This window comes from Leclercia sp. Marseille-Q4284 (assembly GCF_916618945.1).
Lineage (GTDB): Bacteria > Pseudomonadota > Gammaproteobacteria > Enterobacterales > Enterobacteriaceae > Enterobacter > Enterobacter tamurae.
This window is the reverse complement of record NZ_CAKAKG010000002.1, coordinates 1,290,874-1,314,263: the sequence shown is the minus strand read 5'-3', so window position 1 is coordinate 1,314,263 and position 23,390 is coordinate 1,290,874. Positions and strand designations below refer to the sequence as shown.

The window sequence follows — 23,390 nt, the reverse complement described above, 5'->3', positions numbered from 1 at the left end:
TAATACAGCGTAGGTAGCGCTTCCAGTGTTAATTATATCTGCACCATAATAAAAAAACCGCCGCTTCAGGAGCGGCGGTTGTTACCGATTTACTTCTTGGTGGCTTCAGCTGGCGCTTCTGGCTTCGCGTCCGGCTTAGCATCCGCCTTCGGTGCTGGTTTGATATCCAGCAGCTCTACGTCAAATACCAGGGTGGAGTTAGCCGGGATACCCGGGACGCCAGTTTTGCCGTAGGCCAGATCCGGTGGGATGACCAGCTTGATTTTACCGCCTTTCTTGATGTTCTTCAGGCCTTCAGTCCAGCCTGGGATAACACCATCCAGACGGAAGGAGAGCGGCTCACCACGGGTGTAAGAGTTATCGAACTCTTTACCATCGGTCAGGGTACCTTTGTAGTTTACCACTACGGTATCGCTGTCTTTCGGTGCGTCGCCGGTACCTTCTTTCTCTATTTTATAGACCAGGCCAGTTGGAGAGGTTTTTGCGCCCTTCTCTTTAGCGAAAGCTTCACGGTAGGTTTTGCCTTTCGTTTCGTTTTCAGTCGCGTCTTTCTCCATCTTCTCCTGCGCTGCGCCTTTCACGCGCGCTTCGAAAGCCTGCAGAGTTTGCTCGATTTCCTGGTCTGACAGTTTGCTCTTATCAGCAAATGCATCCTGAACACCGGCGATCAGCTGAGCCTGATCCAGCTTGATGCCCAGTTTTTCTTGCTCTTTCAGAGAGTTTTCCATGTAACGGCCCAGAGATGCGCCCAGCGCGTAGGCTGACTTCTGGTCGTCATTTTTGAACGCCGCATTGCTGTCAGCAGTCGCAGCAGGCTTTGCTGCAGTATCGGCAGCGAAAGTCAGCGGCGCATGCAGAGCGACGGCCATCGTGGTCGCCAGCAGCGTTACTTTAAACAGTGATTTCATCCATTTCTCCAGGGCCGGGGACTCTCACCCCGTATTAAGCGTAATTGAGAAGCGTACTATAAAACGTTGAGGAACAAATCTACAGGTAGACACCCCTGATTCGCACCACATTTCAGACTATTTTTGTTTAAATTAGTTTCGCAGCAATGGGATGTTTACTGCGCGCGAAGATAATCTCGGGTAAAATTCGCCGCCGCCAGCCCCGGACGGGGCAACAGAGACCAACGAGGTGAATCATGCAGGATACAGATATGGAAGCACGACTGGCTGAACTCGAAAGCCGCCTGGCTTTTCAGGAGATCACCATCGATGAGTTGAATCAGACCGTAACGGCCCACGAGCTTGAAATGGCCAAGCTGCGGGATCTGCTGCGTCTGTTAACCGAAAAAGTGAAAGCGTCGCAGTCATCACACATTGCGTCGCAGTCGGAAGAGACGCCGCCGCCCCATTATTGAGACGTAAAAAAAGCGGGATATTCCCGCTTTTTTGAGCTTTAAGCCGTGAAGCTTAGTGGCAACCGCAACCGCCATTACCGCAACCACCTTTACCGTGGTCGTGACCATGGTCGTGATCGTGGCCGTGACCGCCGCAGCAACCGTCGTGACCGTGATCGTGGTCGTGGTCATGACCGTTCGCACCGTGAACGTGGCCGTGAGCCAGCTCTTCTTCAGTGGCTTCGCGGATAGCTACCACTTCAACGTTGAACTTGAGGTTCTGGCCAGCCAGCATATGGTTGCCATCAACCACAACGTGGTCATCTTCAACTTCAGTGATTTCTACTGGAACCGGACCCTGGTCAGTTTCAGCCAGGAAACGCATGCCAACCTGCAGTTCGTCAACGCCCATGAACACGTCTTTAGGAACGCGCTGCACCAGGTTGTCATCGTACTGACCGTAAGCGTCGTTTGCGCCTACAGCAACGTCAAATTTATCGCCAACTTCATGACCGTCCAGCGCGTTTTCCAGACCGGAAATCAGGGAACCGTGACCGTGCAGGTAGTCCAGCGGCGCACTCACCGGAGACTCATCAACCAACACACCGTCTTCTGTACGTACCTGATAGGCCAGGCTGACCACCAGGTCTTTTGCTACTTTCATGATATCTCCTGAGCGTGGGAAAATTGCTGGCGCAGATTGTAACGGAAATCTGCACCCGTGTACCCTTTAGCTTAAAAAAACTCAGGGCATATCGCTAGTCCGGATGAAAAATCCCGATCACTTGCTCTTCTTTGCGAACATGCTCGCGAGCCTCTTTATCCGCCTCACGCATCTGGTGTCCGCACTTAACACACTCAACAATATCGATATTGTTCTCTCGCCACATCGCCAGCGTGTCCTGAGCCTGGCAGGCCGGGCATTTCGCACCGGCGATAAAGCGTTTACGAATCGCCATCATCTACCTCTTTATTCAAATTCATCCCAGCCATCCAGCTGCCGACGCTCCTGCTGCATCTCGCGCTGGAAGATCTCTTCCAGCTCGCGGCGCGCCTCCCGCACCCGGGAAATTTGCACCGTGTCGGTGTGCACCGGCATCAACTCGCGCAGCATCATCATATCCAGACGGCGAAAGTGTAACTGCGCGCGCTGGGCCTGATGCGGATGCATTCCCAGCGTCACTAAGGTTTTGCGCCCCAGCTCCAGCGCACTGGAGAAAGTCTCACGAGTAAATTGCTTCACCCCGGCCTGGAGCAGTTCGTGGGCCTCTACACGCCCGCGCGCCCGCGCCAGGATATGCAGATGCGGAAAATGCTGCTGGCAGATCTGCACCAGCTTCATGGTGTCTTCCGGATCATTACAGGTGATGACGATCGACTCCGCCGCCTCTGCCCCGGCGGAACGTAACAGTTCCACCTGGGTGGCATCACCGTAATACACTTTGTAGCCATATTTTCGCATCAGGTTCACCGCGCTGATATCGCGCTCCAGGACGGTGACACGCTTTTTGTTCGCCATCAGCAGGCGGCCAATCACCTGACCAAAGCGCCCGAAGCCCACCACGATCACCTGCGGTTTGTCATCATCCACCCAGGGTGCTTCATGCTCATCGTCAGCAGCATTAATGCGGCGTGACAGACGTTTATCAATCAGCTTCATCAGCAGCGGCGTGGTCATCATCGACAGCGTGACGGTGACCAGCAGCAGGGCCATCTGGTCATGCTGGAACAATCTCTGGGACGATGCTGTGGAGAAGAGCACAAAAGCGAACTCTCCCCCCTGGCTCAGCACCCCGGCAAGCTGCGCGCGTTCCGGGTGACGCAGACCGTATACCCGCGCCAGCCCGTACAGCACCAGCATTTTGACGGTCACCAGCACCGCAACGCCCAGCAGCACGACCAGGATATGGGTATACAGCACGCCAAGATTCAGGGCCATGCCGACCGAGATAAAGAACAGCCCTAACAGCAACCCTTTGAACGGATCGATGGCGATTTCCAGCTCGTGCCGGTACTCACTCTCTGCCAGTAACACGCCGGCAATAAAGGTTCCCAGCGCCATCGACAGCCCGAGCGCATCCATAAACAGCGCCGAGCCCAACACCAGCAGCAGCGTGGCGGCGGTAAACACCTCCCGCACCCCGGACGCCGCAATAAAGCGGAACACTGGACGCAGCAGATAGCGCCCGCCTACCAGCATGCCGGCAAAGGCCAGCACCTTCATGCCGATTTTCATCCAGTCAAAATGCTCGTCGCCCGACCCCGCCAGCAGCGGCACCAGGGCCAGGGCCGGGATCACCGCCAGATCCTGGAACAGCAGCACGGAGAAACCGAGCTGTCCCGTTTCGTTACGGTTCATGCCCTTATCGCGCATTAGCTGTAACGCCATCGCGGTGGAGGACATCGCCAACCCAATCCCGCCGACCACCGCTGCCTGCCATGAGAAATGGCCCAGCATCAGCAGGCCGCCGAGGATCACTGCGCTAAACAGCACCTGCGCGGCGCCCACGCCGAAGATGGATCGCCGTAGCTGCCAGAGCTTCGCCGGATTCAGCTCGAGGCCGATAATAAACATCAGGAAGACGACGCCCAGCTCCGAGAAGTGCAGGATTTCGTCCACATCGCTGATAAACCCCAGCCCCCACGGGCCAATGGCGATACCCGCCAGCAGATAGCCGAGCACCGCGCCGATACCCAGACGCGAAGCCAGCGGCACCGCCACCACGGCAGCGAGCAGAAACAGCACCCCCGCCAGCAACAGATCGGAACCTTCCATCAGCGACCTCCCGTCTGATTAGGCGCGGCCAGCCAGTCGCCGTAGGCTTTAGCATGGCTGGCCAGTTCACTCTGCTGCTGCCGACGCGCCCAGTAGACCACGATCGGTCTCAGCCAGTGCATGTGGCACATGGCCGCCGTCAGCTCGAACGGGCGTAAAATATCGTTCATCGAATAGCGGTTAAGCCCGTCGTGACGATAGGCACTCTCCGGCTCGCCGGTGGTAATGACGTTCCGCCAGTACTTTCCCGCCAGCTGGTTTCCTCCCGGGCCACTGGCAAAACCGCGGCTCAGCACGCGATCGAGCCACTCTTTCAGCAGCGCCGGGCAGCTGTAGGTGTAAAGCGGATGCTGGAACACGATGACGTCATGCTGGCGCAGCAGCTCCTGCTCATAAGGGATGTCGATAAAAAAATCGGGGTAGTGCGCGTAGAGATCGTGCACCGTCACATTACTGAGCCGTAATGCCGGCTGGAGCAAAACCCGGTTGGCGACCGAGTCCTGCGACTCCGGATGGGCATTCAGCAGCAGCACTTTTGCTGTCTGGGACATCATTCCTCTCCCGGGTCGTCATCACTGTTATTTTGGGCTACCATGGCACACCCACGCGGCGCGTGGCGGCACATTTAACCTGATTATAATGACAACTTAACATAGTCGGAACACACGGCGCTCTATGATTGTTTTCTCCTCATTACAAATTCGTCGCGGCGTACGCGTCCTGCTGGACAACGCTACAGCCACCATTAACCCGGGCCAGAAAGTGGGCCTGGTGGGCAAAAACGGCTGCGGTAAATCCACGTTACTGGCATTGCTGAAAAACGAGATCAGCGCGGACGGCGGTAACTTTACCTATCCGGGCAACTGGCAGCTGGCCTGGGTAAACCAGGAGACGCCCGCCCTGAGCATACCGGCGATGGACTATGTGATTGACGGCGACCGGGAGTACCGCAAGCTGGAAGCCGAACTGCACGCCGCCAACGAACGCAACGACGGTCACGCGATTGCCACCGTCCACGGCAAACTCGATGCCATCGACGCCTGGACCATCCGCTCCCGCGCCTCCACGCTTCTGCACGGTCTGGGTTTCAGCAATGAACAGCTGGAACGCCCGGTCAGCGACTTCTCCGGTGGCTGGCGGATGCGTCTCAACCTGGCCCAGGCGCTGATCTGCCGCTCAGACCTGCTGCTGCTCGATGAGCCAACTAACCACCTCGATCTGGATGCCGTCATCTGGCTGGAGAAGTGGCTGAAGAGCTATCAGGGCACGCTGATCCTGATCTCCCACGACCGTGACTTCCTCGATCCGGTGGTGGACAAAATTATTCATATCGAACAGGAATCGATGTTCGAATACACCGGCAACTACAGCTCGTTTGAGCGTCAACGCGCGGTGCGTCTCTCCCAGCAGCAGGCGATGTACGAAAGCCAGCAGCAGCGGGTGGCGCATCTGCAAAGCTTTGTCGATCGCTTCAAGGCCAAGGCCTCCAAAGCCAAACAGGCCCAGAGCCGCATCAAGATGCTGGAACGGATGGAGATGATTGCCCCGGCGCATGTCGACAACCCGTTCCACTTCAGCTTCCGGGCGCCGGAGAGCCTGCCCAACCCGTTGCTGAAAATGGAAAAGGTCAGCGCCGGTTATGGCGACCGCATCATTCTCGATTCCATCAAGCTCAACCTGGTTCCGGGTTCCCGTATCGGTCTACTCGGGCGCAACGGCGCCGGTAAATCGACCCTGATTAAGCTTCTGGCGGGCGAGCTGGCTCCGGTCCGCGGTGATATCGGTCTGGCGAAGGGCATTAAGCTGGGTTATTTCGCCCAGCATCAGCTGGAATTTTTACGCGCGGATGAATCCCCGCTGCAGCACCTGGCGCGCCTGGCACCTCAGGAGATGGAGCAGAAACTGCGGGATTACCTGGGCGGCTTCGGCTTCCAGGGCGATAAAGTCACCGAAAATACCGAGCGCTTCTCCGGCGGCGAGAAAGCACGTCTGGTGCTGGCGCTTATCGTCTGGCAGCGCCCGAACCTGCTCCTGCTTGATGAACCGACTAACCACCTGGATCTGGACATGCGCCAGGCCCTGACCGAAGCCTTGATCGAGTTTGAAGGCGCGCTGGTGGTGGTCTCGCACGACCGTCACCTGCTGCGCTCCACCACCGACGATCTCTATCTGGTCCATGACAGCAAAGTGGAACCTTTCGATGGCGATCTGGAAGATTACCAGCAGTGGCTGAGCGACGTGCAGAAGCAGGAGAGCCAGCCTGCCGAAGGGGCGAAAGATAACGCCAACAGCGCCCAGGCACGTAAAGATCAGAAGCGTCGCGACGCGGAGCTGCGCACCCAAACCCAGCCGCTGCGCAAAGAGATCACCCGTCTGGAAAAAGAGATGGAGAAGCTCAACGCACAATTGGCTACCGTGGAAGAAAAACTGGGTGACAGCGGACTGTATGACCAGACGCGTAAAGCCGAGCTGACCGAATGCCTGCAGGTGCAGGCCACGACCAAATCCAGCCTTGAAGAGTGCGAGATGGCCTGGCTGGATGCGCAGGAACAGCTCGAAGGGATGCTTCAGAGCGAATAACCCGGTGGAGGAGCGATGATACCTGACCTGACCAGCGAGATTACCTTTCGCAAACTGAGCATCTTCATGACATTTATGGAGACGGGCAATATCGCCCGGGCCGCTGAGGTGCTGAACCTCAGCGGGGTCAGCGTCCATCGCGCCCTGCACACGCTGGAAGAGAACGTCCGCTGCCCGCTATTCACCCATAAAGGCCGGAATTTGATCGCCCTGCCCGCCGCCTGGACGCTGCTGGAGTACTGCCAGGAGGTGATGCAGGTCATGGAGCGCGGACTGGAAGAGGCGCGTAAAACGGCCGGTATCGGCCAGGGCCGTCTGCGGGTGGGGACGCTCTACTCCCTGACGCTCGAGACGGTGCCGCAGTTGATTATGGGCATGAAGCTACGCCGCCCGGATCTGGAGATGGATCTCACCATGGGCTCCAACGAGACCCTGCTGCATATGCTGGAAGAAGGCTTGCTGGATGCGATTCTGATCTCCATTTCTGAAAGCGAAATCGACCGCAACAACCTCGAAGTGCTGCCTCTGTTCCACGACGATATCTGTCTTGCCGCCCCCGCCTCGGCGCAGCTCAATACCGACGCGCTGGCGGATTTACGTGACTACAAAGACCAGAAGTTTGTCGCCCTGGCGGAAGGTTTCGCCACCTACGCCGGTTTCCAGGAGGCGTTTCATATCGCCGGTTTCGAGCCGGAGATCGTCACCCGGGTTAATGATATTTTCTCGATGCTGAGTCTGGTGCAGGCGGGCGTCGGCTTTACGCTGATGCCGGGCAGGATGAAAAAAGTGTATGAAAACTCGGTGCAGCTGTTAAAGCTGGCCGAGCCGTATCAAATGCAGCAGCTGATCGCCATCGTCTTTGCCCGCAACCGCGAGCAGGACCCGAGCCTGCGGGCGCTGGCGGCAGAAGGCCGCATGTACGCCCGCCGCCTTGAGCAGAACGCTACGCCTTAAGACGCCGGGCGAGATGCACCGCGACATCAATGCCGCTGCGTTCCAGAGAGACAGACTCCCCTTCCCAGGCCGCCTGACGCGTCAGGCAGGTCAGCACCCCGCCGGGAGGCATCTCTATTGCCAGCCGTGCTTCACGCTCGTTCGCGGCAATCACCGCCTCCTGCCAGCGCACCGTCCGGGCCATGTTCATGGCCAGATCGTCGGCAATTTTCTCTGGCTGCCAGAGCACGCGCCCGGTGCTGCCGCTCAGGTATGCGCAGCGGGGACGAGAGAGCGTAACCCGGCTGAACGCCTCAACCAGTTTTTGCGCCGGTTCCGCCAGCAGTTCGCAGTGCGACGGGACGCTGACCGTCAGGCGGCGGGCTTTATTGGCCCCTTTCGCCAGCGCGCGCGTCGCCACTTCCGCCATGCCGTCATCGGCACCGGCAATCACAATCTGCGTCTCGGCATTCAGGTTGGCGATATAGGTGCCGGTGCCTTCCATCAGGGTTTCTACCTGGGGAAGCGTTAACCCCATAATCGCCGTCAGGCCGTAGCCCTGAGGATAAGCCTGCTCCATCAGATCGCCACGCAGGGCCACCAGTTTCAGGGCATCAGCAAAATCGAGCGCCCCGGAGATGACCGCCGCAGGATAGGCGCCGATGGAGAGGCCGCTGACGATATCCGCCGCGACGCCGCGACGCGCCATTTCACGCGCCCAGGCGACACCCGCAATCAGCAGCGCGAGCTGTACCGCGCGGGTGTGTTGCAGCGCCGCCGGGGAGTCCAGCGCGTCCACCTCACTGGCGCCCAGCACTTCACGCGCCTGAGCCAGCTCGGTTCCGGGCAAGTTTTGCAGCATACCGGGATGCTGCGTCCCCTGCCCCGGAAAGGTAAACAGGATCTTCATTGTTCCTCCCATGCCCAGGGGTTAGCCGTCAGGCGCGGCCCCCGGTCGGTTTTCAGCAACGTTTTTCCATCACGTAGCCATTCGTTGAGCGCAAAGCCGCCCAGCGGCGTCTCGACCTGGGTATCGGCCCGACAAAGCGCCCCTTCAAGGTGCGACTGCCAGGCCAGCAAAACATCGGGAGAGAGGGGCTGCGGGGCGCGGATCAGCAGATCGAGATCGCTGTCGGCGTGGATCACTGCAATGCCGGTCGCCAGCGCATACCCGGTGCTGCCGGTAATGCCCCAGGTCCAGGGCCAGGGTGTGCGGGAAAGTTGTGCTGCCACCTGAACCGGTGGCTGAGTGATAAAGGGCGAGCGCAGCAGACTTGCTTCTGCGCTCAGCTGTTCGGGGGAGATGACACGAACAATCTGGTCCGGGTTAACCCAGCCCGCCGCGCGCTGATCGCGCTTCAGGCCACGAACGCCCACCGGAATACGTCCGTTACCATCAACATCACGCCGCACCACCACCGGCAGGCCGGTGTGCCAGGCGCCATCTACCCAGGCGTCGGCAATCCCTTCCAGCGCGTCACGCGCATTAAGCCAGATAAGGTCGTGGGGGCGTAATGTTGTGGTCATGATTACATTCCTGAAGTCAGCGAGATAAACAGCGGCAGAGACAGGATACACAGGACGGAGCTTAACAGCAGCACGGCTTCTGCATCCGGCGACTGCACGCCAAAGCGGTTACCGAACACCACACCGAAGAAGCCGGCGGACAGGGCAATCATCAGGATCGCGGTGATCGCCACCGAACCGTGGAGACCAAACACCAGCACAATGCCCCAGGCAATCGCCGGCTGAATCAGCAGCTTGGTGATGGTGGCGCTAATCACCATGGTGTTGATCTGCAGCTTACGGGCCGACAGGATCACGCCGGTCAGGAACAGTGCCGCCGCGGTGGCCGACAGGCCCAGAGGCTTGATGGACGCCAGGACCAGATCCGGCATTTTGATGCCAATCGCGGACAGAATCACACCCAGCAGTGGCCCCATCACAATCGGTTTCTTGATTGAGCGCCACATCAGAACCGGCAACATCGCCAACGTAGAACCACTGTTTGTGCCTTCCGCACGGGCTTTCTCACGCTCCAGAATCAGCAGGCAGAACGGCGTCATCAGAACAGAACCACAGGCAATGGAGACCGCCACCGAGAGTGAGGTCGCCGGGCTTTCACCCAACACGCTGCCCAGAATCGGCAGACCCAGCGCCGCGTAGTTCGGCAGTGCCACGGTCAGGGTCAGCACGGCGGCATCCTGCGGGGATTTTTTGAAGACGTTAGTGGCGAGGAAGTAGATGGCCGCATAGGTGATCCACATCGCCAGGGTCAGGACGAGGATCAGCGGCGACTGGGCAATGATACCTGCCCAGGGCGTTTGCACCGTGGCGCTGAACAGCGCGGCGGGCAATGCAAAATCCATCACGAAGATATTAAGCAGAGAGACATTTTTGTTATCCACCATTTTAGCTTTACCGGCCCAGAAGCCGAGCAGCATGATGACAAAAATGGGTGCAAGGGCATGAACAATCACATAAGTCATAAATCACCTGTAAAAAAAGAAGTTTAAGCACTGACGCGATGGTTATTATTTTCAGGATGCAGGTTCCCGCGTGGGCGCAACGGGTGCGCCCACGGGGCATGCATCTGGCAGGTCTTTTCTTTTTGGTATTACCAGCTGGCTCGCATACGTTCGCGTACAAGAGCTGAGCTATGGCGATTGTCGGCACCCAGACGGCTTTTCAGCGTCGGATCCCGGCGAGCGTCATCAATGGCCTGTTGTAAGGTGGTTTTCACCAGCGCCAGATCGAGAGAAGAAGGTGCGTCCGGATTGCTGATATCCAGCAGGTTTTCCAGCAGCCCCAGCGTGGCGTAGTTACTGATGTCATACGCCATTGGCGGAATGGTTGCCGCCAGTTTTTCCAGTGCGTCGACGGTACGCAGCGTGATGCGTGCGGCAGACTCTTTACCCATCGCGTGGATCAATACGCCCTGGTCGTTAAAGGCGATCAGCCGGTTGGCCTGATAGCCGTGGGCCAGAAACGCCCCGGACATCGCTTTCCCGACGATAAGGCCAATCACCGGATGGCCCGCCAGACGCGCGTTAGCATAGGCCGCAGCAGCACCGGCCAGCGCCTGGTGAATACCAAAGCCCTCTTCGCGACGACCATAGGCCTGGCTCGGCACGTCGATGACCGCCACAATCGGGCGTTTCACCGCGTTGTCAGCATCGGCCGCGACGGTTTCGCTTACCACTTTGGCCAGGGTCCAGCCTTCCAGCAGACCCACTTCGCCACGTGCGGCACGCGGGTAGTGGTTGTTAGCATCCGGCACCACCGCAACAAAGCGCACCGCTTCGCCATTCAGCTCGCCGTCTGCCGCCTGCACCGACGGGCAGAGCCCTTCCAGACGTTTGGCATGCGGCGCAAGGGTTTCCAGCCAGAGCTCACCACGGCTAATTGAAGTACTCATCATTTCACCTCCCGGGCAAAGAGCGCGTGAATCTGTTCGGTATCCGCCTGTTTGCGGGTGTCGAATTTGGTCAGGCGTTCGAGATACCAGTCGTAATTGTCGGTGCGGTGTTTAGCCGGCACGCCTTTCGCAATCGCGTCGTTCATCGCCGCTTTCACCGCGTTCACGCCGTCGCCCACCAGGGCGTCCACCAGCCCGCTTTGATAGCGAATTTCGCCCCCGGTCATGCTCCAGATAAACGGACGGTCGCGGGAGTCGTATTCTTCAATCCCGGCTTCCTGCTCGATAACCTGTGGGCCGTTGAGGCCGAGACGCGCTTCGCGGGTCACAATCAGATAGCTGCACAACGCGGCCGCAATGGACATCCCGCCGAAGCAGCCGACGGTACCAGCGACAATGCCGATGACCGGGGTATAGCGACGCAGATCGACAATCGCAGCGTGAATATCCGCAATCGCCGCCAGGCCAAGGTTAGCTTCCTGAAGACGGACGCCGCCGGTTTCCAGGCTCAATACTGCCTGGGTTGGAATACCGTTGCGGTTATCTTCCGCCGCCAGCTCCAGCGCTGCCGCCATTTTGGCCCCGGACACTTCGCCCATGCTGCCGCCCTGGAACGCGCCTTCGATGGCGACCACCACTGCGGGTTTGCCGTTGATGGTGCCTTTCGCCACCACCATGCCGTCATCGGCCTGCGGCACAATGCCCTGCGCGCCGAGCCACGGAGATATAATCTCTTCGAACGGATCCAGCAGTTCGCGGAAGCTGCCCTCGTCGAGCAGAGCCTGCGCACGCTGGCGCGCTTTTAATTCGATAAAGCTGCTGTCATCACGCATGGCTGACCCCCTCAAAGACCTGTTCGATACGAATGCGTGCCACGCCCGGCGTGGCGCCAAAGTCGTGGATGGTCAGTTTGCCCGCCGGCAGGCTGCTGACGGTCTGCAATCTGTTGAACAGCGCATCCCAGCGGCCACGGCTGTTATCGACGGAGGTGGTGATTTCAATTGCCAGCGTCTGGCCCTGGTCGGCGGTAAATAACACCTCCATATCCCCGGAGCCAACAACGCCTGCCAGCGCTTTGCCGTTCAGGGTACGGCTGGCGGGCAGAGTTAATGTAATTTTTTCCATAACATCCTCTTAATTCGCTAAATAAGGCGTCTCTATGCGGTCAAGGAACAGCGTGGCGGCCAGCAGGTCGGCCGCGCCGCCCGGAGAGGCATTGAGCAAGAGCATCTGTTTGTCTAATAAGGCTAAGATGCGTTGCCCCTCAGGGTGAGCGGTGCCGCCAGCGGCTAATACCGCCCGGGCGCCGTTCTGCATGGCGTCCAGCCCCTCCATACCGGCGCGGGAGAGCACGCAGGTATCGGTTAACGAGGTCATGATCGCCATTAACGCATCGAGCCGGGCGTGGGCTTCGGTACCGCCGTTAAGCCGGCTCAGGCGAAGCTGCGGCAGCGCCCGCTGCATAATGTGCGGAAACGCCTGCTGCGCCTCTTCGCGCGCGCCCGGCACCCGATAGCGGTGGGTGGCGCGCAGCCCTTTACTGAATACTTTCGGCGCGGCGTCATCCGGCAGTTTCGCCAGCTGCGCGGCGGTATCGGCTACCGTCCGGGCTTGCGCATTGCCGCCGAGCATCGCCACGGCGCTGACTAACAAGCCCAGGGCCCAGATAGCGCCCCGGTGGGTATTCACCCCGCCGGTGGCGGCCATCATCTGCTGCTCGCCTTCGCGACCCAGCCGACCTACGGTCTGCCGTAGCGCGATATCGGCCGGACGCTGCCAGCTTTGCAGCGCCAGCGCCTGAAACGTGGGGGTCAGGCTGTGCGCCGAACGCTCCATCAGCGCGAGCGAGAGATCGTGATGCGCGCCATTCCCCCGACTGTCCACCAGACCGGGTTTCGGGCTTAATCGCGCTTCGTCAATCAGACACTGCGTGGCGGTTCGCGCCAGCCATTCGGCACCGCCCTCAACCTGGATCCGGGGGAGTAGTTTCATTACCAGCTCCGGAATTTCGCAGGTGGGTTGTAGAGACCGCCCGACCATTCAACCAGGTCAGACACGCTGCCAGCCGCCAGCAGAGAGCGGGTAGCATCAGTGCGGCGAATACCCATGTCTTCCGGGTAGACCACTTTGCCACTCTGGCGCAGCTCGGCGACGCGTTTGGCGTCCACACCCAGACCGATATCGGTGATCCCTGCTACCGCAGCGACCATGGCCCGACGTTCCTCAAGATCTTTGGCCCGGTAGAGGTAAGCAATCCCCTCTTCCGTCAGCACGTGAGTGACGTCATCCCCGTAGATCATGACCGGGGCCAGCGGCATACCGGAGGCTTTCGCCACCTCGACAGCGTCGAGTTTTTCCACGAAGGTCGGTTTCACGCCCGCCTGGAAGGTTTCGACCATCTGCACCACCAGCTTTTTACCGCGCTGCATCGGATCGGGTTCAGTGATCATGTTCAGCCAGGCCGGGGTGGCATGACGACGACCGTGCGGATCGTGGCCCATATTTGGCGCTCCACCGAAGCCGGAAAGACGACCGCGGGTCACGGTTGAGGAGTTGGCATAGCCATCAACCTGCAGCGTAGAACCGATAAACATATCCACCGCGTACTGGCCTGCCAGCTGGCAGAAGGCGCGGTTAGAGCGCATGGAGCCGTCGGCACCGGTAAAGAACACGTCAGGACGGGCACGAATGTACTCTTCCATCCCCAGCTCACCGCCGAAGCAGTGCACGCTCTCGACCCAGCCGCTTTCAATTGCCGGGATCAGCGTCGGATGCGGGTTCAGCGTCCAGTGTTTACAGATTTTGCCTTTCAGGCCGAGCTGTTCACCGTAGGTCGGCAGCAGCAGTTCAATGGCGGCGGTGTTGAAGCCGATACCATGGTTCAGGGACTGAACCTGGTGTTCCGCATAGATGCCTTTGATGGCCATCATCGCCATCAGGATGTGTTCCTGTTTGATCAGGCGTGGGTCACGGGTGAACAGCGGTTCGATGAAGAACGGCTTATCGGCCACGACCACGAAATCAATCCAGGAGCCGGGGATATCCACGCGCGGCAGATCGCACTCGTCGTCCACCAGCTCGTTCACCTGAGCGATAACAATGCCGTCGTGGAAGGCGGCGGCTTCGACCAGCGCCGGGGTATCCTCGGTGCTGGCACCGGTATAGAGGTTACCTTTACGGTCCGCTTTAAAACCGGCAATCAGCGCCACGTTTGGCGACAGATCGACATACAGGCGGGAATAGAGTTCGATGTAGGTGTGGATGGCACCAATTTCCAGCTGCCCGTCTTCCAGCAGCTGCGAAATACGCAGGCTCTGGGTACCCGAGAATGAGAAGTCGAGTTTGCGGGCGATACCCTTCTCAAAAATATCCAGGTGCTCGCTGCGACCGACGCTCGGCATAATCATATGCAGATCGTGAACAATTTGCGGGTTCACTTCGGCCAGAGAACGGGAGAGAAAATCTGCCTGCTTTTGGTTATTCCCTTCCAGTACGACTTTGTCGCCTGGGGCGATCAGTTTTTCCAGCATGGCGACAAGGTCGCCTGTTGGCAGTACTTTGCCCTGCACCGGGACGGAAGCCAGGCGGCGCGCTTTTTCAGTGCGACGCGTGTTCCAGTTCCGGGCTGGCATTTGCCCTGATAACATTGTTAACCTCCTGATTCAGCTCATCTTTAGATTTGCTTAACGTTGAGTTAAGTGTGCCCCCTGGCGATAAAGCCATCAATTAAGCGCAGAGAGGAATCATTAGCATGAGAGTAATAATCAGGGTAAATATTTGTGATCGGGATCAGTTCATGTTTCGGAAAACCAGGCTAAACGGGGTACAATTCGGAAGGTATCGTAAATAACAGACAATAATTAGCATCGCCTTTATGACCCAAATCATTCCCTCAGACTTCAACATTACAGCCGACGAAAGCGCGGAATTTGTCCCTATGCGGGGCGTGTCGAACCGACACCTGCAGACCATGCTGCCGCGTCTCATCCGCCGTAAAGTGCTTTTTACCCCCGTCTGGCAGCGCCTTGACCTGCCGGATGATGACTTCGTTGATTTAGCCTGGAGCGAAGATCCGCAGCAGGCCCGGCACAAACCCCGACTGGTGGTCTTTCATGGTCTGGAGGGCAGCCTGCACAGCCCCTACGCGCACGGCCTGATTCAGGCGGCGAAAGCGCGCGGCTGGCTGGGCGTGGTGATGCACTTCAGAGGGTGCAGCGGCGAACCCAATCGCCAGAAACGCATCTACCACTCCGGTGAAACTGAAGATGGCACCTGGTTCCTGCGCTGGCTGGCAGAGACTCACGGCCCGGCCCCTACGGCGGCAGTGGGCTATTCGCTGGGTGGAAACATGCTCGCCTGCCTGCTGGCAAAAGAGGGCGATACCATCCCGCTGGATGCCGCTGCCATCGTCTCTGCCCCGTTCATGCTGGAGCACTGCAGCTATCATATGGATAAGGGCTTCTCGCGAATCTATCAGCGTTATCTGCTTAACTTGCTCAAAGCCAATGCGGCACGCAAACTTAAAGCTTACCCGGATACGCTCCCGGTCAGTCTGCGACAGCTGAAGAAAGTGCGCCGCCTGCGCGAATTTGACGATCTGATCACCGCCAAAATTCACGGTTTTGCCGATGCGATTGACTACTATCGCCAGTGCAGCGCCATGCCGGTGCTGAGCAACATCACCAAACCGGTACTGATTATTCATGCTAAAGACGATCCCTTTATGGATCATCACTCGATACCCGCGCAGGAATTTTTGCCCGCTAACGTGCAGTATCAGCTGACCGAACACGGCGGACACGTGGGCTTTGTCGGTGGCACGCTGCGCCGCCCGCAGATGTGGCTGGAAACGCGTATCCCGGACTGGCTGACCACATACCTGGAACCGATAAGATGATTATTCCCTGGCAAGATCTGGCTCCCGAAACGCTGGATAATCTGATTGAAAGCTTTGTGTTACGCGAAGGCACCGATTATGGTGAACAGGAGCTTTCGCTTGAGCAGAAGGTCGCCGACGTCAGGCGCCAGCTGCAAAGCGGTGAGGTGCTGGTGGTATGGTCTGAGCTGCACGAAACCGTCAACATCATGCCTCGCAATCAATTTCGCGGTTAACCGCGACCTCTTTCCATTCAGGGAGTTGCTATGTCCGCCAGACATCCGGTTATTGCCGTTACAGGGTCGAGTGGTGCGGGTACCACTACCACTAGCCTCGCCTTTCGTAAGATCTTCTCGCAGCTGCATCTGCGTGCTGCGGAAGTAGAAGGCGACAGCTTTCACCGCTTCACCCGCCCTGAGATGGACATGGCCATCCGCAAAGCCCGCGATCTCGGCAAACACATCAGCTACTTTGGCCCGGATGCCAACGACTTCGGCCTGCTGGAGCAAACCTTCGCCGAATACGGGCGAAGCGGCACCGGCCAGGCACGCAAATACCTGCACACCTATGACGAAGCGGTCCCCTGGAACCAGGTGCCGGGCACCTTCACCCCCTGGCAGCCGCTGCCGGAACCGACCGACGTGCTGTTTTATGAAGGCCTGCATGGCGGGGTGGTGACGCCGCATCACGACGTGGCGCGCCATGTCGACCTGCTGGTGGGCGTGGTGCCGATCGTCAACCTGGAGTGGATCCAGAAGCTGACGCGGGATACCAGCGAACGCGGCCACTCCCGCGAGGCGGTGATGGACTCGGTAGTGCGCTCGATGGAGGATTACATTAACTTCCTGACGCCACAGTTTTCCCGCACCCATATTAACTTCCAGCGCGTCCCGACCGTGGACACCTCTAACCCCTTTGCCGCAAAAGGCATCCCGTCCCTGGACGAGAGCTTCGTGGTGATCCACTTCCGCAATCTGGACAATATTGACTACCCCTGGCTGCTGGCGATGCTGCAGGGTTCGTTTATTTCGCACATCAATACGCTGGTGGTGCCGGGCGGCAAGATGGGGCTGGCGATGGAGTTGATCATGATGCCGCTGGTGCAGCGGTTGATGGAAGGCAAGAAGATCGATTGAGGTTTTGTTGCCCGGTAAGCGCAGCGCCACCGGGCAAGGCGCTTACGCCTCGATCACTTCATACGAATGCGTAATGTTGACCGCTTTCTCCAGCATCAGCGCCACGGAGCAGTACTTCTCCGCAGAGAGATCCACTGCGCGGGATACCGCCGCGTCTTTCAGCGCTTTGCCGGTGACCACGAAGTGCAGGTTGATATGGGTGAACAGGCGCGGCGCCTCTTCACGACGTTCTGAGGTCAGCTTCACTTCACAGTCGGTCACATCGTGACGCCCTTTTTGCAGGATCGACACCACGTCGATGGCGCTGCATCCGCCTGCCGCCATCAGGACCACTTCCATCGGGCTTGGCGCTTTATCACCAGAGTTACCATCCATCAAAATCTGGTGCCCCGAAGCGGACTCACCGAGGAACGTTAACCCTTCTACCCATTTCACACGTGCTTGCATTTGTATTAACTCCAGGAGTGCATTTTTGCTGACAGATTACGCGTCAGTAACAATTCTGACAACGGAAGTCGACCTGCATCAAGCTGAAGCGAGACACCAGGAGACACGCGGCAAAAGCTATGCTAAAACAGTCGGGATGCTACAGTAATACATTGACGTTGCACATGTATGCAGAGGACATCACACATTCCAGGCTGCTAATTATTGTGCCAGCCAGACCCCAGGCAGGGGAAAGAATTCGATTGCAACCCCAGAGTACAGGTACATAGCCAGACTCTGGAGACAGCTTATAACAGAGGATAACAGCGCATGGTGCTTGGCAAACCGCAAACAGACCCGACTCTCGAATGGTTCTTGTCTCATTGCCATATTCATAAGTACCCATCGAAGAGCACGCTGATTCACCAGGGTGAAAAAGCGGAAACGTTGTATTACATCGTCAAAGGCTCAGTGGCAGTGCTGATCAAAGATGAAGAAGGCAAAGAGATGATCCTCTCTTACCTGAATCAGGGAGATTTCATCGGCGAGCTGGGCCTGTTTGAAGAAGGTCAGGAGCGTAGCGCCTGGGTGCGTGCGAAGACCGCGTGTGAAGTGGCTGAGATCTCTTATAAGAAGTTCCGCCAGCTGATCCAGGTTAACCCGGATATCCTGATGCGCCTCTCCTCGCAGATGGCTCGCCGTCTGCAGGTCACGTCCGAGAAAGTGGGTAACCTCGCCTTCCTCGACGTAACGGGCCGTATCGCTCAGACCCTGCTGAACCTGGCGAAACAGCCAGACGCCATGACCCACCCGGACGGTATGCAAATTAAAATTACCCGTCAGGAAATTGGTCAGATCGTCGGATGTTCGCGTGAGACAGTCGGTCGTATTCTGAAAATGCTGGAAGATCAAAACCTGATTTCCGCCCACGGTAAAACCATCGTGGTTTACGGAACACGTTAATTCCGCTCAAACGGCGTGGCATCGCAGGATGCCACGCCGTTTTTGTCTCTAGCATCCATGTGGCGCAGGCTCATTTATCACCCGGAAGTTAACTACGCACTGCGGCAAACCCTGGTGTTGTGTCTCCCCGTGGCTGTGGGTTTGATTTTCGGTCATCTGCAACAGGGACTCCTCTTTTCTCTGGTTCCAGCCTGCTGCAACATCGCTGGCCTGGACACACCGCATAAACGCTTTTTTAAACGTCTGACTATTGGCGGCTGCCTGTTTGCCGGATGTAGCCTGGCCGTCCAGCTGTTGCTGGCGCGGGATATTCCATTGCCGCTCATTCTGACGGTACTGGCGATGACGCTAGGGGTCACGGCTGAGATCAGCGCCCTGCATGCGCGACTCCTGCCCGCCTCGCTGATTGCGGCCATCTTTACCCTGAGTCTTGCCGGCAACATGCCGGTCTGGGAACCGCTGCTCCTCTATACGCTGGGCACCCTCTGGTACGGGCTGTTTAACTGGTTCTGGTTCTGGATGTGGCGCGAACAGCCGCTGCGCGAGTCGCTGAGCATGCTCTATCAACAGCTGGCGGATTACTGCGAAGCGAAATATACCCTGCTGACCCAGCACACTGACCCTGAGAAATCGTTGCCACCGCTGCTGGCCCGCCAGCAGAAGGTAGTGGATCTGATCAGCCTCTGTTACCAGCAGCTGCATATGCTGGCGGCCAACAGAAATCACGAATACAAACGCCTGCTGCGCACCTTCCAGGTGGGACTGGATCTGCAGGAGCACATCTCCGTCAGTCTGCACCACCCGAAGGAGGTGCAAAAGCTGGTGGAGCGCAGCCACGCCGAAGCGGTGATCCGCTGGAACGCACAGACCGTGGCGGCCCGCCTGCGGGTGCTGGCAGACGACATCCTCTATCATCGCTACCCCACCCGTTTCACCATGGACAAACAGCTCGGCGCGCTGGAAAAAATCGCCCGTCAGCACCCGGATAACCCGGTGGGACAGTTCTGCGCCTGGCACTTCAGCCGTATCGCCCGGGTGCTGCGCACCCAGCGTCCGCTCTACCCGCGCGACCTGATGGCCGACAAGCAGAAACGCCTGCCGCTGATCCCCGCCCTGAAAAGCTATCTGTCGCTGAAGTCTGCCGCCCTGCGTAATGCGGCGCGCATCAGCGTGATGCTGAGTATCGCCAGCCTGATGGGCATGGCGCTGCACCTGCCGAAACCTTACTGGATCTTAATGACCGTTCTGCTGGTAACGCAAAACGGCTACAGCGCGACGCGGGTGCGTATTTTCCACCGGGCGGCCGGCACCATGGTGGGGCTGATCATCGCCGGTGTCACCCTGCACTTCCACGTTCCGGAAGGCTATACCCTCGCCGGGATGCTGGTGATCACTCTGGTAAGTTACCTGTTTATTCGCAAGAACTACGGCTGGGCGACGGTGGGCTTTACGGTCACAGCGGTATATACCCTGCAGCTGCTGACCCTGAACGGCGAGCAATTTATTATCGCCCGGCTGGCCGATACCCTGATTGGCTGTCTGATTGCCTTCGGTGGCATGGTCTGGCTATGGCCGCAGTGGCAGAGCGGGCTGCTACGGCAGAATGCCCACGACGCGCTGGAGGCCGATCAGGAGGCCATCCGCCTGATCCTCAGCGACGATCCGCAGCCGACGCCGCTGGCCTGGCAGCGCATGAAGGTCAACCAGGCGCACAACGCCCTGTTCAACTCCCTCAACCAGGCGATGCAGGAGCCGGGCTTCAATTCGGCGTATCTGGCGGATATGAAACTGTGGGTAACGCACAGCCAGTTTATCGTCGAGCATATCAACGCGATGACGACCCTGGCGCGGGAGCATACGATGCTGACGCCAGACCTGGCGCAGCGTTATCTGCAGTCATGTGAAATTGCGCTTCAGCGCTGTCAGCAGCGTCTGGAGTATGATTCGCCGGGTGAAAGCGGCGATGAGAATATCCTGGAAGCTCCCGAAACTCTGACCTACGGGCCTATGAGCACCCTGGAGCAGCATCTGCAGCGCATCCTGGGGCATCTGAATACCATGCACACCATTTCGTCAGTGGCATGGCGACAGCGCCCGCATCATGGGATCTGGTTGATCCGGCGTTTGAAACGGACGCCGTATTAAACGCCGGGTGGCGCTGCGCTTACCCGGCATCTCACTTACGGCTGAACCACGCGCTTCACCGCGGCGGCAAAACGGCTCATCCCTTCGTCGATATCCTCGCTCTCCACCAGCAGCGACGGCGCAAAGCGCATCACGTCCGGCCCGGCATTGAGCACCATCGCCCCTTCGCTGGCGGCGGCGTAGAGGAAATCGCGCGCCCGGCCTTTGTATTGCGGCTTCAGCTCGGCACCAATCAGCAGCCCCATGCCGCGAATATCACTGAAGACATCGTATTGGGCATCGATCTGCTGGAGGTGCTTCACAAACTGCTCGCGCTTCGTGTTGACGCCGCTCAGCACTTCCGGGGTGTTGATAATATCGAACGCTGCCCCAGCCACCGCGCACGCCAGCGGGTTACCGCCGTAGGTTGAGCCGTGAGAGCCCACGTGGAACGCCGAAGCGATATCCTGAGTGGTCAGCACCGCGCTCACCGGGAAACCGCCGCCGAGCGCTTTAGCGCTGGTCAGGATATCCGGGGTCACGCCATAGTGCATGTAGGCAAACAGATCCCCGGTGCGGCCCATGCCGCTCTGCACTTCATCAAACACCAGTAGGGCCTGGTGCTGATCGCACAGCTCGCGAAGCCCCTGCAGGAACTCGGGGGTTGCCGCCATCACGCCGCCTTCACCCTGAATCGGCTCAACCACCACCGCGCAGGTGTGATCGTCCATCACCGCTTTTACCGCATGCAGATCGTTAAACGGGACGTGGATGATATCGGCCGGTTTCGGGCCAAAGCCGTCGGAATATTTTGGCTGACCGCCCACGGTCACGGTAAACAGCGAACGACCGTGGAAGGCGTTGTGGAAGGCGATGATTTTGGTTTTGAACGGGCTGTGGCGAGTGGAGGCGTAGTAGCGCGCCAGCTTAAAGGCCGTTTCGTTGGCTTCGGTGCCGGAGTTCATAAACAGCACGCGCTCGGCAAAGGTGGCGTCGATAATTTTACGTCCCAGACGCAAAGCCGGTTCGTTGGTAAAGACGTTGCTGGTGTGCCACAGGGTCTCCCCCTGGGTTTTTAGCGCCTCGACCAGCGCCGGGTGACAGTGGCCTAACGCCGTCACCGCAATGCCGCCCGCAAAATCAATATACTCTTTACCCTGCTGATCCCAGACGCGGCTGCCTTTCCCCTTCACCGGGATAAACTCGGCCGGTGCATAAATTGGCAGGATAACTTCATCGAATGTTGCGCGCGTAATTGCAGATTGTTCAGTTGCCATGTAACCCCACCCTTTTTTTAGCAAAAAGCAGAAGTGAAAATATAATCACGAAATATGCTTAAAAAATCACTTCATGGCAACTAAAAATCAACGATTCAGGAAATTAGCCAGCAGCTGGTGGCCCTGTTCGCTGAGAATGCTTTCCGGGTGGAACTGCACTCCTTCCAGATCCCATTCGCGATGGCGGATACCCATGATCTCCCGGGTCTCGCTCCAGGCGGTGACCTCAAAGCAGTCGGGTAAGGTGGGCGGGTCAATGACCAGCGAATGATAGCGGGTCACGGTGAGAGGATTATTCAGACCAGAGAAGACCCCCGTGCCGTTGTGGGTCACCGGGGCGGTTTTGCCGTGCATCACTTTGGCGGCACGAACGATCGTCGCGCCAAAGACCTGACCGATGGCCTGATGCCCGAGGCAGACGCCGAGGATCGGCAATTTACCGGCATAGTGTTGGATCACCGCCAGCGAGATCCCGGACTCATCCGGTGTGCAGGGGCCGGGAGAGACAACAATTTTCTGAGGATTCAGCGCCGCGACATCCTCCAGAGAGAGCACGTCGTTGCGCCGGACCACCACCTCCGCCCCCAGCTCGCAAAAATACTGGTACAGGTTCCAGGTGAAGGAATCGTAGTTATCAATCAGCAGAATCATGGCGGCTCCTGAAAAAATGGCCGCCCTATTCTACTCAGTTTCCCGGGCTTCGCTTACCACTTTGCTGAAGATTGTGTTCAGCGCGCTCAGATCGCCCATCGCACCGCTCTGGTTGGCCTGGGCCCACTCCTCTGGGTCGATACCGCGCCAGTCGAGCTGATACCCGGCATGGATCGCCAGCTGTTCAAAGAAGATGCGCTGAACAATACCATTGCCGATGCGGAACGGGTGCAGGACATTGATTTCGCAGTAGTAATGGCTAAGGCGATTAATAAAATCCGCTTTCTCCAGTCCGACGAGATACCCCTCCTCCTCCAGATCCTGCATCAGGGCATTGCCCTCTTTTTCGATATAGGCGAAGTGGCAGAACCGGGTATCCCCCTGATAAATATCGATTTCGCGAATATCACCCGCCCAGTCAAAAATATCCTGGTAGAGATGCTGGTGGATGGCGCACAGGTGCGGCAGTCCGCGCAACAGCGGCCCCAGAGGCAAGGTCGCGGCGCGCAGCGCGGTGAATTCATATGCGGCCTGCGCAAGGCGTTCCGCCTGACGAATGCCCAGCCGGTTACGCATCACGTTCAGTTCCGGGTAGAGATAGGGATCGCGATCGTTGCCGTATTTATCGCTCATGCTGCCTCCCTAACTCCTCAAGACGGTGCTGCGCCTCATCTGCGCTGAGGGTGACTAATGGACTGTCGACCCCTTCAAGGCGGCGGCTGGCCTGAAAATTCGTGTTTCGCTGTTGTTCCCAGAGACGGGATTTTTGCTTATCAGTGAGTTTTTTCACCTGTTACCTCCCTGCTTGTGCCCGTGTTGCCACAAGTATAAGCAGCAAACTGCGGTTTCGCAGGGAGGTAAAGGTAACGCGGGCAAAACCTGCCCGCG

26 protein-coding genes are annotated in these 23,390 nt (G+C 58.3%); 8 read left to right on the top strand and 18 right to left on the bottom strand.

All coding sequences use genetic code 11. The annotated features are described in order from the left end of the window. Positions 1-89 precede the first annotated feature (89 nt). Positions 90-908, bottom strand: coding sequence for an FKBP-type peptidyl-prolyl cis-trans isomerase (gene fkpA, locus LG383_RS20935; protein ID WP_106995167.1), 819 nt, complete (start codon positions 906-908; stop codon positions 90-92). 236 nt (positions 909-1,144) lie between these two features. Here fkpA and LG383_RS20930 point away from each other — a divergent pair, with 236 nt between their 5' ends. Further along, entirely contained in the window at positions 1,145-1,363 is a 219-nt protein-coding gene (locus tag LG383_RS20930; RefSeq protein WP_106995168.1) for a protein SlyX, read from the top strand. A 52-nt stretch (positions 1,364-1,415) separates the two neighbouring features. Here LG383_RS20930 and slyD read toward each other — a convergent pair whose 3' ends face one another. From slyD to kefG, 4 genes are all read right to left on the bottom strand, one after another. Next, positions 1,416-2,006 carry a peptidylprolyl isomerase gene (gene slyD / locus LG383_RS20925; protein WP_106995169.1) on the bottom strand — a complete coding sequence of 197 codons (591 nt, stop codon included), beginning with the start codon at positions 2,004-2,006 and terminating at the stop codon, positions 1,416-1,418. Between the two features lie 94 nt (positions 2,007-2,100). Beyond that, the gene (locus tag LG383_RS20920; protein WP_106995303.1) at positions 2,101-2,301 is read right to left on the bottom strand and encodes a YheV family putative zinc ribbon protein; all 201 of its coding nucleotides are present in this window, start codon (positions 2,299-2,301) and stop codon (positions 2,101-2,103) included. An 11-nt stretch (positions 2,302-2,312) separates the two neighbouring features. Next, positions 2,313-4,118: a glutathione-regulated potassium-efflux system protein KefB gene (kefB, locus tag LG383_RS20915; RefSeq protein WP_166184340.1), complete on the bottom strand. Its 1,806-nt coding sequence runs from the start codon at positions 4,116-4,118 to the stop codon at positions 2,313-2,315. Beyond that, entirely contained in the window at positions 4,118-4,672 is a 555-nt protein-coding gene (gene kefG, locus LG383_RS20910; protein WP_225760081.1) for a glutathione-regulated potassium-efflux system ancillary protein KefG, read from the bottom strand. The genes kefB and kefG overlap by 1 nt, the downstream gene beginning before the upstream one ends. Before the next feature lie 121 nt (positions 4,673-4,793). On the opposite strand from kefG, the gene LG383_RS20905 reads away from it, so the two are divergent. Both LG383_RS20905 and LG383_RS20900 read left to right on the top strand, forming a co-directional pair. Continuing rightward, positions 4,794-6,698 carry an ABC transporter ATP-binding protein gene (locus tag LG383_RS20905; RefSeq protein ID WP_225760080.1) on the top strand — a complete coding sequence of 635 codons (1,905 nt, stop codon included), beginning with the start codon at positions 4,794-4,796 and terminating at the stop codon, positions 6,696-6,698. A 15-nt stretch (positions 6,699-6,713) separates the two neighbouring features. Further along, positions 6,714-7,652, top strand: coding sequence for a LysR family transcriptional regulator (locus LG383_RS20900; protein WP_225760079.1), 939 nt, complete (start codon positions 6,714-6,716; stop codon positions 7,650-7,652). Here the strand turns inward: LG383_RS20900 and mdcH are convergent. The 8 genes from mdcH to mdcA all read right to left on the bottom strand — a co-directional run bounded on the left by mdcH (position 7,642) and on the right by mdcA (position 14,696). Next, positions 7,642-8,541: a malonate decarboxylase subunit epsilon gene (gene mdcH, locus LG383_RS20895; RefSeq protein WP_225760078.1), complete on the bottom strand. Its 900-nt coding sequence runs from the start codon at positions 8,539-8,541 to the stop codon at positions 7,642-7,644. The two genes, LG383_RS20900 and mdcH, sit on opposite strands and share 11 nt — an antisense overlap. Further along, the gene (locus tag LG383_RS20890) at positions 8,538-9,158 is read right to left on the bottom strand and encodes a malonate decarboxylase holo-ACP synthase (RefSeq protein ID WP_225760077.1); all 621 of its coding nucleotides are present in this window, start codon (positions 9,156-9,158) and stop codon (positions 8,538-8,540) included. The genes mdcH and LG383_RS20890 overlap by 4 nt, the downstream gene beginning before the upstream one ends. 2 nt (positions 9,159-9,160) lie before the next feature. After that, positions 9,161-10,120, bottom strand: coding sequence for an AEC family transporter (locus LG383_RS20885; protein WP_225760076.1), 960 nt, complete (start codon positions 10,118-10,120; stop codon positions 9,161-9,163). 128 nt (positions 10,121-10,248) lie between these two features. Continuing rightward, positions 10,249-11,049 carry a biotin-independent malonate decarboxylase subunit gamma gene (mdcE, locus tag LG383_RS20880; RefSeq protein WP_166185507.1) on the bottom strand — a complete coding sequence of 267 codons (801 nt, stop codon included), beginning with the start codon at positions 11,047-11,049 and terminating at the stop codon, positions 10,249-10,251. Continuing rightward, a complete protein-coding gene (locus tag LG383_RS20875; protein ID WP_106995178.1) occupies positions 11,049-11,882 on the bottom strand; it encodes a biotin-independent malonate decarboxylase subunit beta in 834 nt (277 codons plus the stop codon). Before LG383_RS20875 ends, mdcE begins: the two co-directional genes overlap by 1 nt. Continuing rightward, the gene (gene mdcC / locus LG383_RS20870) at positions 11,875-12,174 is read right to left on the bottom strand and encodes a malonate decarboxylase acyl carrier protein (RefSeq protein WP_106995179.1); all 300 of its coding nucleotides are present in this window, start codon (positions 12,172-12,174) and stop codon (positions 11,875-11,877) included. Before mdcC ends, LG383_RS20875 begins: the two co-directional genes overlap by 8 nt. 9 nt (positions 12,175-12,183) lie before the next feature. Next, entirely contained in the window at positions 12,184-13,041 is an 858-nt protein-coding gene (locus LG383_RS20865) for a triphosphoribosyl-dephospho-CoA synthase (protein ID WP_225760075.1), read from the bottom strand. Next, positions 13,041-14,696: a malonate decarboxylase subunit alpha gene (gene mdcA / locus LG383_RS20860; protein ID WP_106995181.1), complete on the bottom strand. Its 1,656-nt coding sequence runs from the start codon at positions 14,694-14,696 to the stop codon at positions 13,041-13,043. The genes LG383_RS20865 and mdcA overlap by 1 nt, the downstream gene beginning before the upstream one ends. A 227-nt stretch (positions 14,697-14,923) precedes the next feature. Between mdcA and LG383_RS20855 the strand changes: the two genes are divergently transcribed. From LG383_RS20855 to LG383_RS20845, 3 genes are read left to right on the top strand one after another with little or no spacing between them, the layout of a single operon-like run. Next, positions 14,924-15,946, top strand: a complete 1,023-nt coding sequence (locus LG383_RS20855) for a hydrolase (protein WP_225760074.1) — start codon at positions 14,924-14,926, stop codon at positions 15,944-15,946. Beyond that, positions 15,943-16,161 carry a YheU family protein gene (locus tag LG383_RS20850; protein ID WP_106995183.1) on the top strand — a complete coding sequence of 73 codons (219 nt, stop codon included), beginning with the start codon at positions 15,943-15,945 and terminating at the stop codon, positions 16,159-16,161. The genes LG383_RS20855 and LG383_RS20850 overlap by 4 nt, the downstream gene beginning before the upstream one ends. Before the next feature lie 30 nt (positions 16,162-16,191). Beyond that, positions 16,192-17,061 (top strand): phosphoribulokinase, encoded by an 870-nt coding sequence (locus tag LG383_RS20845; protein WP_166184357.1) that lies wholly within the window; start codon positions 16,192-16,194, stop codon positions 17,059-17,061. A 42-nt stretch (positions 17,062-17,103) separates the two neighbouring features. On the opposite strand, the gene LG383_RS20840 is transcribed toward LG383_RS20845, so the two are convergent. Beyond that, a complete protein-coding gene (locus tag LG383_RS20840) occupies positions 17,104-17,508 on the bottom strand; it encodes an OsmC family protein (protein ID WP_142487354.1) in 405 nt (134 codons plus the stop codon). A gap of 309 nt (positions 17,509-17,817) precedes the next feature. Between LG383_RS20840 and crp the strand changes: the two genes are divergently transcribed. Further along, positions 17,818-18,450 carry a cAMP-activated global transcriptional regulator CRP gene (gene crp, locus LG383_RS20835; RefSeq protein WP_000242758.1) on the top strand — a complete coding sequence of 211 codons (633 nt, stop codon included), beginning with the start codon at positions 17,818-17,820 and terminating at the stop codon, positions 18,448-18,450. Between the two features lie 57 nt (positions 18,451-18,507). Beyond that, the gene (locus tag LG383_RS20830) at positions 18,508-20,595 is read left to right on the top strand and encodes a YccS/YhfK family putative transporter (protein WP_225760168.1); all 2,088 of its coding nucleotides are present in this window, start codon (positions 18,508-18,510) and stop codon (positions 20,593-20,595) included. 35 nt (positions 20,596-20,630) lie between these two features. Here the strand turns inward: LG383_RS20830 and LG383_RS20825 are convergent, their stop codons facing one another. The 4 genes from LG383_RS20825 to LG383_RS20810 form a co-directional block, all read right to left on the bottom strand. Further along, entirely contained in the window at positions 20,631-21,851 is a 1,221-nt protein-coding gene (locus LG383_RS20825; RefSeq protein ID WP_225760073.1) for an aspartate aminotransferase family protein, read from the bottom strand. An 87-nt stretch (positions 21,852-21,938) separates the two neighbouring features. Next, positions 21,939-22,502, bottom strand: coding sequence for an aminodeoxychorismate synthase component 2 (pabA, locus tag LG383_RS20820; RefSeq protein WP_225760072.1), 564 nt, complete (start codon positions 22,500-22,502; stop codon positions 21,939-21,941). A 30-nt stretch (positions 22,503-22,532) separates the two neighbouring features. Beyond that, positions 22,533-23,135, bottom strand: coding sequence for a putative adenosine monophosphate-protein transferase Fic (locus LG383_RS20815; protein ID WP_225760071.1), 603 nt, complete (start codon positions 23,133-23,135; stop codon positions 22,533-22,535). Beyond that, positions 23,125-23,292 carry a YhfG family protein gene (locus LG383_RS20810; RefSeq protein ID WP_166184367.1) on the bottom strand — a complete coding sequence of 56 codons (168 nt, stop codon included), beginning with the start codon at positions 23,290-23,292 and terminating at the stop codon, positions 23,125-23,127. The genes LG383_RS20815 and LG383_RS20810 overlap by 11 nt, the downstream gene beginning before the upstream one ends. Between the last annotated feature and the right edge of the window lie 98 nt (positions 23,293-23,390).